Origin of the sequence: Anaplasma bovis (genome assembly GCF_036903315.1) — a bacterium.
In the GTDB taxonomy this organism is placed as follows: domain Bacteria; phylum Pseudomonadota; class Alphaproteobacteria; order Rickettsiales; family Anaplasmataceae; genus Anaplasma; species Anaplasma bovis.
In genome coordinates, this window is sequence record NZ_JAWLNY010000026.1 from 1 (window position 1) to 13,869 (window position 13,869).

Consider the following 13,869-nt stretch of genomic DNA (forward strand, 5'->3'; position numbering starts at 1 on the left):
CATCTAAAATGGGACGCGTATCTGTAGCAGAGAGCTTCTCACTGGGAGAATCATTCGCAGCTGGATGAATTATGGTTACCGTCGAAGAAGTACATATAGCCTTTTTCGTATACAAGTGCTGTAAAAAGGTTTTAGAAGGCTCACTTAATAGCGAATGCTTGCCGCGATTCTTTTTATCAGTGTCTCGTAAAGGGCCTTTCTGGCCCAATGACCTTGAAAATTTTTTCGCACCGAACAGAGGAGAAAAATGTGAAACCTTGACGTCAAGCAAAGGTTTTACCAAATTGCCGGGACTAAGTACGCGATTTAGTAAGTCATTTACGCGTAGAGACGTACGTTTACATGCAGGATTAATGCCAACTTTTTTAATGTAGTGTAGCCCTGAAGTACGTTCCGCGGAGAGTGGAAGAATTTGAGTTGGTGTTGATGACATAAAACAGTTCTTTACCGCAGACACGTACTCGCCGTGAGTTACGGGCTTATACTCCTTTCGTACTTTATTTAAAATCTTGAACAAAGACGACGTGTGCGTGTTTTTAGAGGTTTTTTCTACTTTTCTTAATTCAAGAAAAAAGGCTGTACAATCTCCAAATGCTGTACTATTGCGGAAAATCCCATCCAGTTTTTTCATAGTTTCAAAGCTGTGGTAAAGCTTGTGTATTGTAAATGTTGAAAGAAAAAACTTGGAAATTTGCCTTAGGAAGTTGTACCACCTGCACTGTCTGTTCAGCGAAGATTCAACATTCTCTATTTCTGAATGTATACGAGTTATTTCGGAGAATAGGGCATCAGAGATTGCTTTTCTATGGCGGATTTCGTCAACGTTTTTAGAAATAACTCCTACACACATGTGATCCAATTCACGGTCATATTCCAGCATGTTCCTCAATACCGTTGAGGATGGGAGATCTGAAGTACCCCGCTTACTCGATCCTGCACTGTATGTTGCTCCAAAAAAGGAGAGCAGCATGCAGAGTTTTTCGTTGCCAGCGCGAGAAAAGTGAGCCGACATACATTCCAATGTATGTAAACTGTTAAACATGACGGTATGTACGTTAAGTTGCGAATTAAATTTTGCGTCATCATACGGGAATATACGCGACAACGTTGTCCGCATGTGGCAGATAAATTTGTCGCTGTATATGTTATATGAGTTATTGTGTTTCCGCGTGTTTCTCAATTTATATGTAAAATGCGAAACCAGGTTTCGCAGCAAAATAGGATCTGTAATATCTTTCGGTATTACCTGTAGCAAAGTCTTATGAAGAACTTCAGTATGCCATAGGTTAACGAAATCGTTTACTGCAGCAAGATTTGGGTCACTTTGTGTATATTGCACAGTTTTGACACTGTTGAACAGTATGTGAATATAAGGGCTGCTATCCATTACCTCGTTTATTCCCAGTGTTCTGCCAATCATGTTCAGCAGTAAAGAAAGAGAATTGATATTTGCCAAAGATGTGACAGAGCTCTGAAATTCGGAAGTTAAGAACAGCGATGTAGCGTCTATGACTGCATACCTTTCAGTGGAGCAGAATGGTGGTTTGTTCTTAGTTTGTAGCATATTATGTGCTCCACAAATATGCCTCTATTAGCTATAATTCCACTTCTTGCAACATATTTATTTTCCTTGTGTAGTGACAAGTGAAATGCTTGGATCCAGTTAGGTATATATGTTACAGGGATTGAGAGCCATAATAATTAGTATGTAGAGGTACTGATGCATAGCTGTATAAACATCAAGGTGAATGGCAAGAACAGCACTATAGAGGATGGTACTGTTTTATCGGAAGCAGTAGAGCTTTGGGAAATAAAGGGTCCATTTGCGATAACGGTGAACTCAGTTTTAGTTTCCAGGGCACATTATGCAGAGCACGAATTGAGAGATGGTGATATAGTTGACGTAATATATCCTATCCAGGGTGGATGATTACTGTCGTAAGTGGGGGAGGTAGTGTCAGGTACGTGGAATGTATATGGGGTAACGTTAAATAGCAGATTATTCATAGGTTCTGCTATGTACAAATCCCCTGATATCCTTAGGGAATCTGTACTAAATTCGGGAGCTTCTGTTATTACAGTCTCTTTATCCAGGCAAGCTCCAGCTGAAGGTAGTGGCGGATGTGATTTCTGGAATTTTGTGAAGAGTAGTGGATGTCATGTTCTACCTAATACTGCCGGATGCAGTACTGTTAGTGATGCCATATCAATGGCCAACATGGCTCGGGAAGTATTTGACACTAGTTGGATAAAGTTAGAGATCATAGGGGATGATTACACCCTTCAGCCGGATGTTGTGCTACTTTGCGAGGCAGCGAAAGAGCTTGTAAGGCAGGGGTTTAAAGTTTTTCCCTACAGTACAGATGATCTCATAGTGTGCAAAAGACTGATAGATTGTGGGTGCAGTGTTATCATGCCCGGGATAGCGCCCATAGGATCTGGTATGGGAATACAGAATAGTTATAACCTGAGATTGCTAAGGGAGAGGTGTAAGGAGGCAACAATAATAGTGGACGCAGGCATAGGTAGGCCCTCAGATGCCGCTATTATTATGGAATTGGGTATAGATGGTGTGTTGTTGAATAGTGCGATCGCCAGAGCATACGATCCTGTCAAGATGGCAGCTGCGTTTAGGGATGCAGTAAAGGCAGGCAGGGCAGCACACGAGGCTGGCATAATAAATCGGAGAGATGTTGCAGTTCCTAGCACAAACCTAGTAGATACACCATTTTGGCATATGAGACAAAAAAGCTAGGGAGGGGACGGACTTGCGGTTATCCACTAACTTCTGCTGCAGGGATGTCAGATGCATTGTTTTGCGCTTTGCCACTAGAAGTCTCGGAGTCCATTAAACCCTTTGTGCCTTCTCTAATAGGCTGCGACTGTGAAGAGCCCCTCTCTTCTTCTTTGGACTGCTGTTCCATAAACACTAACCGTGCATGACGGTGATCGTGTGCTAACACTACACCTGCCAAGGAGTACCCTGTGCGCTTTAATTTTGCATGCAACCAACAAAAATACGAACATCCTACATACGCCTTCACTACAAACTCTAACAACAGATAGCAGGGCATGCTAATCACCTCAGCGTGAAGTGCAGAGTATAAAACAGAAGAGGAAGCCAGTATGAGAAGAGAAAGAAGCCAGAGCTTTTTTGACAAAGTGAAAAAAAACGTCAACACAAACGCTCCAAGGCAGAATCCACCCTTTGTGCACTCCGTTTTACCGAGCGAATTTGTGTAAATGTAATAAAAATCCATGCCAAAAACAAACGTCACTGAGGCAGAAATTCTAGAATGAAAATTTATGCAGGTAAACCTAAAAGTATTCCACCATCCTTTAAGAAGTTTAGATAATACCAGGGCACACTTGTTGCAAGTGGATGCTTCATGTGTTAACGACATGAATTGGAAGTGCATGTGTGTGCATGCGATCCGTTAGGTGAAACTATAAGGGAAGAGAGATGATAACACGTTTTGCGCCAAGTCCCACTGGGTATATGCACATAGGCAATGCGAGGACTGCCCTTATATGTTGGTTATATGCTAAAAAAAGAGCAGGTAAGTTCATACTTAGAATCGATGATACGGACATAGAAAGGTCGAAGGACGAATATACTGAAGCTATAAAAGAAGATCTAAAGTGGCTACATATCGATTGGGATCTTTGTTTTAATCAGCTATCCAGGACTCATAGGTACGATGAAGTCTTTGATTCGTTGCTTGCAAAAGGGAAAATATACCCCTGCTATGAAACCCCAGAGGAGCTGGATTTCAAGAGAAGTACCATGCTTAAAGCAGGGCTGCCACCTATCTATAAATGCAGTTCTACTGCGGAGAAAGGTTCGTATGAGGGAAGAACGCCATATTTCAGATTGAAGGTTGAAGGAGACAAAGAGATCTCCTGGGAAGATGAAGTGCGTGGGGAAACAGTATTTTTTACGAAAAATGTCAGTGATCCCGTGATAAGGCGCGCAGACGGAAGTTATACGTACATATTTCCCTCTACTGTAGATGATATAGATTTTCGTATAACACACGTTGTACGTGGTGAAGATCACGTCAGCAACACTGCTGTGCAGAAGTACATAATGAGCCTATTAGATGCAGAGTCTCCTACGTTTGCGCACCTCCCATTGCTTAGAACAACAGAAGCGAAGATATCAAAAAGGCTAGGGGAAAATTCTTTGGAGATACGTAAGTTTCGCGATAGCGGAATAGAGCCCCTTACAATAGGCAGCTATTTATCTAGGATAGGTACGTCATCTCCAGTAGAAGCTAGAACAGATATTGGAGATTTGATACAGGCTTTTGATATCAAGTTGTTCAACCAAGCGCCAATCAATTTTTTCTACGGAGACTTACTAAAGCTCAATGCGAAAGTATTAAGCGGGCTATCTTACGCTCAGGTGCGGGATAAGCTGCTTCAGCAGGGCATACAATGTTCCGAGGAGATTTGGAATTTGGTCTCCAGTAATATCAACAGTCTACATGAGACAAGACATTGGGTAGATGTGTGTAATGGCGAGATAGCCCCAGTTATCAATCGTGAAGATGCAGAATTTCTTGCTGTTACGAGATCACTTTTACCAGACGGGGAGTTTGACTCCGGCACTTGGGAAACATGGTTTGATAGAATAAGCAAAAATTGTGCACGCAGCGCCAAAGGCATATTGCTGCCTCTAAGACTTGCACTAACCGGCATTGATAAGGGCCCCCACCTGAGCAAGTTGCTACCGCTAATAGGTAGGAAAGAAACGATTAGAAGGCTAGAATTTGCATGGAAAGAAAAGTAGAGCACCATATTGCCCATGATATGCGTTAAGTTGTTTGTAAGCTTGATAGATTTTGGCAGGTGTGTTATGCATTACGGGCACTTGTGCGCTGATGAGCGGTCGCTAAGTGCTTGCCAGTGAGTATTGGTGTTTGAGTAGTTGGTATCCGACATTTATCTCTGGTCTTGTCCGTGTCAGTTTGATATTATGAGTCGTCGTGTTGTGGCGAACGTAGCTCAATCGGTGGAGCATCAGTTTGTGGCACTGAAGGTCGCCAGTTCGATCCTGGTCGTTCGCCCGTGAGAGTATCAGAGGGTGAGGCAAGTTTGGATACCTATGACTTTGTTGCTGGGTGTTGTGTGTTGTGGGGTTTGGTCTTGCTAGCGAGTTTTGTGAGTAGAGTTTGCGTGGACAGGTCATCCTGGGTTCTCGCAGGTTTTGCGTCTTTCATCGTACTGTTTTGTGGTTTGAGCTTTTCGCGGGCAAGTCTCGCTGTTGAGCCTCACGTAAAAATAGAGGCCATAGTAGACGATAAAGTGCTGACCAGTTTTGATATTGACAGAAGGATCGCGGTCAATGCCTTCTTTTACAAAACCCTTTATTCTGGTGATGCGGACAGCAGAAATGGAGTTTTGCAATCCCTTATAGACGAAGTTGTTCTCGAACTTGAAGCAAAAGATACTGAAATACCAGTAAGTCAACAAGAGTTGGATGCTGAGATAGAAAAAATGTTCGCTGTGCTTGGTGTATGCGAAGGATTAACTCTTGATAAGTGTGCGGAAGAAAATAACTGGGACCGTAATTCGGTGATCTCTAATGTCAGATCCCGTGTCATATGGAACAAGATGTTATCCGCAAGAGTTGTGCCCTTTTTAGCTATTGCGGACAGCGAAATCAGGGATTACGTTGCAGAAAGTGAATCTGGGGGCCTTGAGACTGTCTTAGATCTTGAGCAGGTCTTTATTCCGTTCAAATCAGGAGCGGTGCTGGACCCCATACTAAGTGAATTGAAGAAGGGCGTCGCTATAGAAAAGATAGCGTCCAGGTATAGGGAACACGGCGTATACGTTGACAAGACTGTGGGGGCGTCTGCAAATGGGTTTATGTTTTCTGATGTAAGGTCGATGCTGGCGAAGGCGCGTGTAGGGGACACTGTAGGTCCCATAAAGCTAGACCGAGGCTACCTATTTGTGAAGCTGCTGGGCAAAGTTAAGGTCAGTAGGGGCTTTATGAATAGTGTGGTGGACATAAAGCAGCTGTCGCTTACTGTAGAGGAAGTAGGAAACGTCGTCAACGATTTGAATGTGCGTGGCACAGGATGTGATACGTTCGATGTTACCATTGAAAATATTGGGTTCCAAGTGGCAAACCTGAATGTACGAGTTAGGGATCTTTCATCATCGCTACAGCACATGTTGCAAAATGCCAAGTTCGGTGAAGTTTTGCGTTCTGACAATGATGACAAAGTCAACTTGGTTATGTTATGCGGGATTTCCAAGGGTGAAGGATTGAGCGATGAGGATGTTCTGAAAATACGCCACAATGCATATACGGAAAAGTTTGTGGTAGCCAGTAACATGCTCATGGATTCTATAAGGAAACGCCACTTCATTAAGAAATTTTAATGCAATGATACGTATCACGTCGGGTGCGTACCGTGGAATGAAGGTTTTTACTGGTAATGCCCTCAAAGCACAGCCGGTTATTTCTGTGATACGTGAGGCTGTGTTCAATATTCTTAGGTCGTACATTTCGTGTACAGGATTACACGTATGTGATTTATTTTGTGGCAGTGGGTCTATGTCGTTTGAGGCCCTATCAAGGGGTGCCGCACATGCGTGCATGGTTGATTCATACGCACCAAATTTGGAATTGGTAAAAAAGACGGCGAGTAATCTAGGGGTAAAGGGCCTTTTAAACACGATATGTTGTGATATACGTGATTTGCCGTGGGCAGAACGTAGGTATGATTTAGCATTTGTAGATCCTCCATATGCTGAGCCTGAACTTGCTGAAATATCGCTGCGTGGGCTTGTAGAGCATGGATGGTGTTCAGAGGGTAGCTACGTTGTATTGCGGATAAAGAAGGGAGGCAAGGTTAATATTCCTAGCAAGTATGAACTCCTGGATAGGCGAGCGTATTGCGCTTCGGAAGTCTTATTTATGAGCGTGCAAGCGTAAGAAGAGACGTGGCATTCTGTTATAGTCAAACACAGGTGCTTCTTATTAGGAATTTAGACCTAGAATTGATATCACCAGTGGCACGTAGAATAGACCTATCAAGGTGCTTATAAGGAGCATCATTGCAGCCTTGTCAGGGTTACTATTGAACATCGATGATAGCACGACTATAGTGTTGGATATGGGAACTATGGCCAGCAAAATGAATGCCTTGTATACCTCTGCATCGTAAAGCTGCAAGCCGATTCTATCCAAATATATAAGTGACAGAATAAGCATGGGCCATATCACGTACTTTATTACCATAGTGAAACTTATAAGTTTGAAATCTATGGAAAAATTCTTCACATTTGCTACGGCTATCCCCAATAACATGGTTCCCAGCACCATGTATGTTCCAGCCATATTCGAAGCTACACTTAGTAGAAACGCCGGAATAGGCACATGAAAATAGTTAAAGGCAAAAGATGCCATTGTTGCGTAAAATGCAGGCAGTTTGATCAATTTCTGTGCGCACTGACGTGTTGTGTAAATCCCCTGGGTTACTATGTAAAAGCCAAAGCTGTTTTCATAGAATAGCATTCCCACGTAGCAGAGCAGGTATATTGATACTGTTGCATCATCGAATAACGCAATAGCTACAGGCAATCCAAAAAAACCCATTCCAGAGCTTCCAGAGCTGAATGCCAGCATATTTCTCGCCTGGTCCCTGAAAACGAGTGCAGAAAATTTATAAACAACAAGTGACATTACACAACAAATTGCAAATGTCACCACTGGCAGTGATACAAGTTCTGGACTTATTCTAGTCCTTAGCAGCCCAAAGAACACCACTATGGGGCTAATTACGTAGAATAGCAACTTACCTATCGTCACGTGATCCAGCGCACGGATAGACCTTCCTGCTACAAATCCCACTGCGATAGTGACGTATAAAGGCAGGACCTTTAGCATCAGATCAAAGAACATACCCACACTTATGAACCCGCCACGCTGGAAATTTACCCACGTACTTTAACACAATTAGGAATATTCTCACAACAACATTAATCCACGAGCAAGCATTTCTGGGAACGCTGCTATAATCCTCTTCTTCTCGTAAAATTTTCTGCGTAGGACTTGCGGACACGCTTTTGAACTTGGTCCTTCAACACGATATAAGAAAATCCCTTTTCTTTCACGAAATCAATAGCAGCTTCTTTTGTCGCAAAGGTCAGCCTTACTTGGTGCGATGTATCAACAGATCCTGTCCAGCCCATAAGATGCTCCTTGTACATAGAATTTGTACACTCAAATTCCACACACCATAGATCACTTCTGTGCTTTCCGGACTGCATAACATTCTTTGCAGGACGACGCACCACCGCACGAACCACTTCACATTCAGACACTTGATGTCACACAAAATAGAAAGTACAATGCTAAAGTCTATCCAGATACTATGCAAATGTCTATTAACGTCGGTGCAGAGTTCGAAAAAGCAATGCAAGAATTGGAGCTTGTTGTTGCTGAACTGGAGCGTGAAGGCGTATCTTTAGAGCGTAGCGTGGAACTGTATAACAGAGGAAAAGAGCTCTACAAGTATTGCAGTGGAGTGATAAAAGAAATATCGTTCAAAATTGAAAAGATTGGACAGAGCGACTGTGACCTGCCGGAATAGGCCGTGACACCATATTATTCAGTGTACTTTATAGAAGATGCCAGCAAGTTCTCAATCCGATAACCCTCAACGTTTGCAAATACACAAGTGAGTTAATGGTGCGGGGAACCTATTGTGCTGAGGATCCCTTTATAAGTGCCTATCTTTCTCAACTTGATAACCCTGAACGCCTACAAGCCCGCAAAAACCGTGAGTTGTTGATGGCAGATCTATTTCACCCAGGGTTTTCTGCAGATCAACACCCACTATCCAGGAAATTTCATTGTAACTATGTTGAAATACCAGCTCGGTATTTCTGATCACATGAAAATCCCAGGCCCTATACGGAATACCAAATTGGTGCATCTACTAAGTATCTAACAACTCTGAACGTTTACGAATACACGAAGATCGTAAGAGTCAATCCGATAACCCTAAACGTTTACAAATACACGAAAATCGCGAGTTGCTGGTGCACAATATCTATAGTGCCGAGAGTCCCGTTTGCATAGCTACCGTCATTGCCTATTTACCTCAATGTGATAACCATAAATGTCTACAAGCACACGAAAATTGCTAGTTGATGGTGCAAAAACTATTGCGCGCTGATACTTCGTTTACGTTGCTACCATAGCTGCCTATTTTTCTCAGTTTGATAGCGCAGAATCTATCGCACTCATGGTTCGTTGTAAATCGACGCCCACTATTCGGGAGGTATCCTTGTAAATGTGCCGGAATACCAACCCTGTATTCCTGATCACATGAAAATCCCGGGGTCTTATACGACAATACTAACTCCTGCACGTCCTCAGCACCTCAAAAAGTTCTAAATCTGGCAATGATGCAAATCTACTGCCCATCGCTTGTTTTCGGTGTACTGACGTTTTCCTCAATTTGATAATGCAGTATCTTGCCCCATGGTTTTCTGTAGATCAACTCCCACTATTCGGGAGGTATCCTTGTAAATTGCCGGAGTAACAACTCGGTATCCCTAGTTACGTGAAAATCCTGGGTCTTATATGGAAATACTTAAATTCCTGGTCAATCTAAATAACCCTGCACATTTCTCCTCGGCGCCTCAAAAAGTTCTAAGTCTGATAATGCAAATCTACTGCCCATCGCTTGTTTGCGGTGTGCACTGACGTTTTTCTCTCAATTTGATAATGCAGAATCTATTGCACCCATGGTTTTCTGCAGATCAACACCGACTATCCGGGAAATTTCTTTGCCATTGTTGAACAACAATACCGTGGGTATAGCGCTGATTCCATATTTAAGAGGAGTATCTTGATAGTCTTGAACGTTAAGCTTAAAAACCTTCAGCCTGCCAGAATATTTATGCGCAATTTTCTCAAGTTGTGGAGCAAAGGCAACACACGGACCGCACCACGGAGCCCAAAAATCTACCAGCACGAGCCCGCTGTCCTCCTGCAAAACCCTGGATTCAAAATCTGAATCACTTACTTCAGAAACTATGCAATCTGACATAAAAGTCCCCTCCCTTTTTATCACCTATCTGCGATGAGTAGAACGTCTTTTCTTGTATAAATGAGGAGGTATCATACGGAACATCTTCTCATTAAATATACATGCTGTACTTGAGCCGTATCTTAGTGTGAATGCTCTTGCTGTACGCTCAACAACGACGTAGTCGCCTGACACCCTAAAATTTACCAAGGATTCATACCCCTGTGAGTCTACATTAAATATAGACGGAAGATCCCCTATAGTGTTGGAAAATTGTATGTATGTGAACTTACCGTCATCGAATATTCTAATAGGTACTATGTCTTCGGATCCAGCTGCGTGCGACACGGAATAATCAAAATTAATATTCCCACGTTTTGCAACCTCAGGATCACCTATATCTGGTACACCTGCACTATATGCTGGCATTGATACCCCGCCTACAGTGAATGCCTCATGATCAATATTGCCTTCCATGCTTGGATAGGTGAACCTCACCTCGTATGCCAATCTTGGATCGTCTAAACCGGTAGCTTCCTCAGCGTGCAATTCAAAATAGTATACTCTCCTATTTGTTATAATAGTTACGTTGGTGTCTGCATTATCCGCCACGGGCTTTATAAATAATCTGTGTCCTTGAGGCACCAACTGCCACCCCGTTGAATCACCCATAGATACCGTATCTATCACTTCTCCAGGTTCAAACAATATGCTTGATTGGTAGCCGTAAAACCCAGTGTATTTGTGTATTGCCTGAGGGTTGAAGTTTATGACTTTTATGTGCTCGTCCGCTGCTATAGAAGTAGGCTCCTGCTTACACAAGCTCGGAGAGCTGAAAAAGAACAACGCTACAACAAAAACCACGAAAGCTTTTCTCATAAGTCACTGCACAAAAAACCACAACGACCGAGTCTATACATCAATAGATAAATCTGCAATGGAAAAACAAGTTTCTACCACAGTTGTGAGTGACGCCTAACCCTACATAAAGAAAGATCATACTTTTTCGCATACAAACGTGGCAAGAATTACACTTATAACCTGTACACATCCGAGAAGAGCTCGTCGTCAGCGGGAATAGGGCTGGTCTCTGCAAATGTGACAGCTTCGCTAATCGCCTTTCTAGCTTCTTGCTCGAACTGTTCGATTTCACTTTCCTGCGACACTTTCTTCTTAATCATGTATTCGCGCAATGAACGCAGAGGATCCTTATTAGTGCGAACTTCCTCGACCTCTTCTCTGGATCTATATTTGGCAGGGTCCGACATGGAATGCCCCCTGTAACGGTATGTTTTCATTTCCAGTAGCATAGGCCCGTTACCCTTTCTACAATGTTCTGCGGCTTGCATAGCGGCTTTGGTTACTTCAAATAAATCCATACCATCCACTTGCACTCCAGGTACGCCGCACCCCGTACCTCTTTTGTACAAATCTGTTATGAAGGAAGATCTTGATACTGATGTGCCCATTGCGTATTCGTTATTCTCTACTATGTAAACCACAGGCAGTTTCCACAATGCTGCCATGTTGAAGGCTTCATACACCTGTCCCTGATTTATTGCTCCATCACCCAAACAAGTGAACACTACATTCTTGCTGTCTTTGTATTGAGAAGAGAAAGCTATCCCCGTGCCGATAGGGACCTGTGCGCCCACTATTCCATGTCCACCAAAAAAATTGCTGCGTACGTTGAACATGTGCATGGATCCACCCTTACCTTTTGAACAGCCTGTAGCCTTTCCCATGAGTTCAGCTATTATACGTGAAGGTGTTTCCCCTGAGAGTAGTGCGAACCCGTGCTCTCTGTAGCTCGTAACTATTGAATCACCGTCTTGCAATGCATTGTAAATACCAGCAGCTACTGCTTCCTGGCCGATGTATAGGTGGCAAAATCCCCTAATTTTTCCCATGCTGTACAGTTGACCTATCTTCTCTTCCAACCTACGTATGGACAGCATTCTCAGATATGACGTAACAATCTGTTCTTTAGTCAAGTTTGCAAGGTACTCAGTCATGTCAAGCCTCCACTTCCTGTCACCCACGCCGTAAAATACTATAGCAGCCGCGGGATATATGCTTCAAGCGCACAACGCGTTACGTGTGTGCAGATAATGTCCTAATCATTAGATATAAGCCAACTGTGAATATCAGCAATTTTATTTTCATCAAATAATGCTGGAGCATGCCCCGTTCCTAAATATGTTATGTGATCTATGCTATCTTTCGATGCTAGCATTTGTCGCAGTGTTTCTTTCGTCAATATATTGGAATGTTCTCCCCTAAGGACCAAAATTTTGCAGAATATCTCATTCCAAACGTTCCAAATATCCATATAGGGTGCAGTGTCTTGTAACTCATTCCTCAGTGCAGTGCCTACTTCTGGATCAAAAGACATGATGTACCCGCTGGGGCATTTTATGGCAGCGTAATTTACTACATGATCCCAATGCTCTTTCTTTGTGATTCCAAAGCCCGCAAGAGTACTCTTTACGTAATCTTCCACCTCTGAAATATCCGAAAACGTGGGATTGTGTGTCAAGTAGCGGATTAGCGCCTTTAAGGGCCTTTCCGCCATATAGGGTCCTACATCATTGAGCACGAGCCTTTCTATCAAATACGGAAAGCGAGATGCTAGAAACATTCCAACTATACCGCCCATGGATGTCCCTAGAAAATTGCATCGCTTTATCCCTAGATGCCTCAATATATAGAGCACGGTGCGACAATAGGTATTGTAGTTGTACAGGGAGCTATCTTTTAACCAATCACTGCGCCCGCGGCCCGGTATGTCAATAAGTATGATGGTGAAATCTGATATTTCTGAAGCTAAATAGTGAAAATCCATGCAATTTCCCCCAATGCCGTGAACGCATACCAGAGGGGAGACGGCAGTATTTAGTGTTCCGTACACTCTGTAGTACACTTTTGGGTTTTCACCACCAATAGGTACTGAAATTTCATCCTCAGAGATCGAGCGCATAGACTTCACATAAAGTAGGAACCAGAGTGCGGATTATACAAGTTTTTCGTAGTGGATAACAGTCTTTGTATCAATGGAGTTTATATAAAGGTGGGTGTATACAAGCGTCGTGATAGTTGCGCCTTTAAGTGTTTGCGTGATGGCGTATTTTGCAAAAAAATAAGATGGAAAATCGCAAGTAATATATTGACATAGTAAGCGTTCTAGATTAAAAATTGTCACTCTACTGAGCACCGGTTTGGTGTTCGATGGTTGACAAGTTAGTAAAAAGATCAATTGTAATGTAGAGATTGTCCTCTTCGGATGTTTTGTAAAGGATAGTCTCGATTCGATTAGCTGATAAATGTAAATAGTGCGGTTTTAACACTGCACGTAATTGCTACAAATAAACAATTAAGAGCACTTGATGGATGCCTTGGCGCTAAGAGGTGATGAAGGACGTGGTAGGCTGCGATAAGCTGTGGGGAGTCGTCAACAGACTTTGATCCGCAGATCTCCGAATGGGGAAACCCGGCCACTTTTGTGGTCATTGCATGCTGAATACATAGGTATGCAAGACGAACCTGGTGAACTGAAATATCTAAGTAACTAGAGGAAAGGAAATCAAAATGAGACTCCGTTAGTAGTGACGAGCGAACGCGGAATAGGTCAGTGGTCTATAGTTAGTAACTGGAATGCTCTGGAAAGGGCAACCATAGAAGGTGATGGTCCTGTACAGGTAAGAATGCTATAGATCCTTGAGTAGAGCGGGGCACGTGAAACCCTGTTTGAACATGGGGGGACCATCCTCCAAACCTAAGTACTCCTTAGCGACCGATAGTGAACAAG

15 protein-coding genes, 1 tRNA gene and 1 rRNA gene are annotated in these 13,869 nt (G+C 43.0%); 8 read left to right on the top strand and 9 right to left on the bottom strand.

Annotation, left to right across the window (positions count from 1 at the left end; all coding sequences use genetic code 11):
• Positions 1-1,012, bottom strand: a 1,012-nt coding sequence (locus tag R4I06_RS02930) for a hypothetical protein (RefSeq protein ID WP_334414048.1), incomplete at its 3' end; no start/stop codon positions are given.
• 708 nt (positions 1,013-1,720) lie between these two features.
• Between R4I06_RS02930 and thiS the strand changes: the two genes are divergently transcribed.
• Both thiS and R4I06_RS02940 read left to right on the top strand, forming a co-directional pair.
• Complete coding sequence (gene thiS / locus R4I06_RS02935; RefSeq protein ID WP_334414049.1) at positions 1,721-1,930, top strand: sulfur carrier protein ThiS; 210 nt, start codon at positions 1,721-1,723, stop codon at positions 1,928-1,930.
• 12 nt (positions 1,931-1,942) lie between these two features.
• Positions 1,943-2,755: a thiazole synthase gene (locus tag R4I06_RS02940; protein WP_334414051.1), complete on the top strand. Its 813-nt coding sequence runs from the start codon at positions 1,943-1,945 to the stop codon at positions 2,753-2,755.
• A gap of 19 nt (positions 2,756-2,774) precedes the next feature.
• Here R4I06_RS02940 and R4I06_RS02945 read toward each other — a convergent pair whose 3' ends face one another.
• Positions 2,775-3,278, bottom strand: coding sequence for an Erum7620/ECH_0207 family putative T1SS effector (locus tag R4I06_RS02945; protein WP_334414052.1), 504 nt, complete (start codon positions 3,276-3,278; stop codon positions 2,775-2,777).
• 185 nt (positions 3,279-3,463) lie between these two features.
• Here R4I06_RS02945 and gltX point away from each other — a divergent pair, with 185 nt between their 5' ends.
• From gltX to R4I06_RS02965, 4 genes are all read left to right on the top strand, one after another.
• Positions 3,464-4,795, top strand: a complete 1,332-nt coding sequence (gltX, locus tag R4I06_RS02950) for a glutamate--tRNA ligase (protein ID WP_334414053.1) — start codon at positions 3,464-3,466, stop codon at positions 4,793-4,795.
• A gap of 204 nt (positions 4,796-4,999) precedes the next feature.
• A tRNA-His gene (locus R4I06_RS02955) sits at positions 5,000-5,072 on the top strand.
• Between the two features lies 1 nt (position 5,073).
• On the top strand, positions 5,074-6,399 hold the full coding sequence (locus tag R4I06_RS02960) for a peptidylprolyl isomerase (RefSeq protein WP_334414054.1): 1,326 nt from the start codon (positions 5,074-5,076) through the stop codon (positions 6,397-6,399).
• A 4-nt stretch (positions 6,400-6,403) separates the two neighbouring features.
• Positions 6,404-6,955 carry an RsmD family RNA methyltransferase gene (locus R4I06_RS02965; RefSeq protein ID WP_334414055.1) on the top strand — a complete coding sequence of 184 codons (552 nt, stop codon included), beginning with the start codon at positions 6,404-6,406 and terminating at the stop codon, positions 6,953-6,955.
• A gap of 45 nt (positions 6,956-7,000) precedes the next feature.
• On the opposite strand, the gene R4I06_RS02970 is transcribed toward R4I06_RS02965, so the two are convergent.
• Positions 7,001-7,924 carry an AEC family transporter gene (locus R4I06_RS02970; RefSeq protein WP_334414056.1) on the bottom strand — a complete coding sequence of 308 codons (924 nt, stop codon included), beginning with the start codon at positions 7,922-7,924 and terminating at the stop codon, positions 7,001-7,003.
• A 110-nt stretch (positions 7,925-8,034) separates the two neighbouring features.
• Entirely contained in the window at positions 8,035-8,346 is a 312-nt protein-coding gene (locus R4I06_RS02975; protein WP_334414057.1) for an ETC complex I subunit, read from the bottom strand.
• Positions 8,347-8,402: 56 nt separating this feature from the next.
• On the opposite strand from R4I06_RS02975, the gene xseB reads away from it, so the two are divergent.
• A complete protein-coding gene (gene xseB / locus R4I06_RS02980) occupies positions 8,403-8,615 on the top strand; it encodes an exodeoxyribonuclease VII small subunit (protein WP_334414058.1) in 213 nt (70 codons plus the stop codon).
• A 129-nt stretch (positions 8,616-8,744) separates the two neighbouring features.
• Here the strand turns inward: xseB and R4I06_RS02985 are convergent, their stop codons facing one another.
• The 5 genes from R4I06_RS02985 to R4I06_RS03005 all read right to left on the bottom strand — a co-directional run bounded on the left by R4I06_RS02985 (position 8,745) and on the right by R4I06_RS03005 (position 13,041).
• Positions 8,745-8,960, bottom strand: a complete 216-nt coding sequence (locus tag R4I06_RS02985; RefSeq protein WP_334414060.1) for a hypothetical protein — start codon at positions 8,958-8,960, stop codon at positions 8,745-8,747.
• A gap of 786 nt (positions 8,961-9,746) precedes the next feature.
• Positions 9,747-10,082, bottom strand: a complete 336-nt coding sequence (gene trxA / locus R4I06_RS02990; RefSeq protein ID WP_334414061.1) for a thioredoxin — start codon at positions 10,080-10,082, stop codon at positions 9,747-9,749.
• Positions 10,083-10,106: 24 nt separating this feature from the next.
• Positions 10,107-10,940, bottom strand: a complete 834-nt coding sequence (gene virB9 / locus R4I06_RS02995; RefSeq protein ID WP_334414062.1) for a P-type conjugative transfer protein VirB9 — start codon at positions 10,938-10,940, stop codon at positions 10,107-10,109.
• Between the two features lie 155 nt (positions 10,941-11,095).
• The gene (pdhA, locus tag R4I06_RS03000) at positions 11,096-12,076 is read right to left on the bottom strand and encodes a pyruvate dehydrogenase (acetyl-transferring) E1 component subunit alpha (RefSeq protein WP_334414063.1); all 981 of its coding nucleotides are present in this window, start codon (positions 12,074-12,076) and stop codon (positions 11,096-11,098) included.
• Between the two features lie 101 nt (positions 12,077-12,177).
• Positions 12,178-13,041: an alpha/beta fold hydrolase gene (locus R4I06_RS03005; protein ID WP_334414064.1), complete on the bottom strand. Its 864-nt coding sequence runs from the start codon at positions 13,039-13,041 to the stop codon at positions 12,178-12,180.
• A gap of 383 nt (positions 13,042-13,424) precedes the next feature.
• Here R4I06_RS03005 and R4I06_RS03010 point away from each other — a divergent pair.
• Positions 13,425-13,869: ribosomal RNA gene (locus tag R4I06_RS03010) — 23S ribosomal RNA — on the top strand; the annotation flags it as partial.

Bases quoted from the DNA above. Each gene is read 5' to 3' on its own strand.
- thiS (WP_334414049.1), top strand. From the start codon at position 1,721: ATGCATAGCTGTATAAACATCAAGGTGAATGGCAAGAACAGCACTATA.
- gltX (WP_334414053.1), top strand. From the start codon at position 3,464: ATGATAACACGTTTTGCGCCAAGTCCCACTGGGTATATGCACATAGGC.
- R4I06_RS02965 (WP_334414055.1), top strand. From the start codon at position 6,404: ATGATACGTATCACGTCGGGTGCGTACCGTGGAATGAAGGTTTTTACT.
- R4I06_RS02970 (WP_334414056.1), bottom strand. From the start codon at position 7,924: ATGTTCTTTGATCTGATGCTAAAGGTCCTGCCTTTATACGTCACTATC.
- xseB (WP_334414058.1), top strand. From the start codon at position 8,403: ATGTCTATTAACGTCGGTGCAGAGTTCGAAAAAGCAATGCAAGAATTG.
- R4I06_RS02985 (WP_334414060.1), bottom strand. From the start codon at position 8,960: ATGCACCAATTTGGTATTCCGTATAGGGCCTGGGATTTTCATGTGATC.
- trxA (WP_334414061.1), bottom strand. From the start codon at position 10,082: ATGTCAGATTGCATAGTTTCTGAAGTAAGTGATTCAGATTTTGAATCC.
- virB9 (WP_334414062.1), bottom strand. From the start codon at position 10,940: ATGAGAAAAGCTTTCGTGGTTTTTGTTGTAGCGTTGTTCTTTTTCAGC.
- pdhA (WP_334414063.1), bottom strand. From the start codon at position 12,076: ATGACTGAGTACCTTGCAAACTTGACTAAAGAACAGATTGTTACGTCA.
- R4I06_RS03005 (WP_334414064.1), bottom strand. From the start codon at position 13,041: ATGCGCTCGATCTCTGAGGATGAAATTTCAGTACCTATTGGTGGTGAA.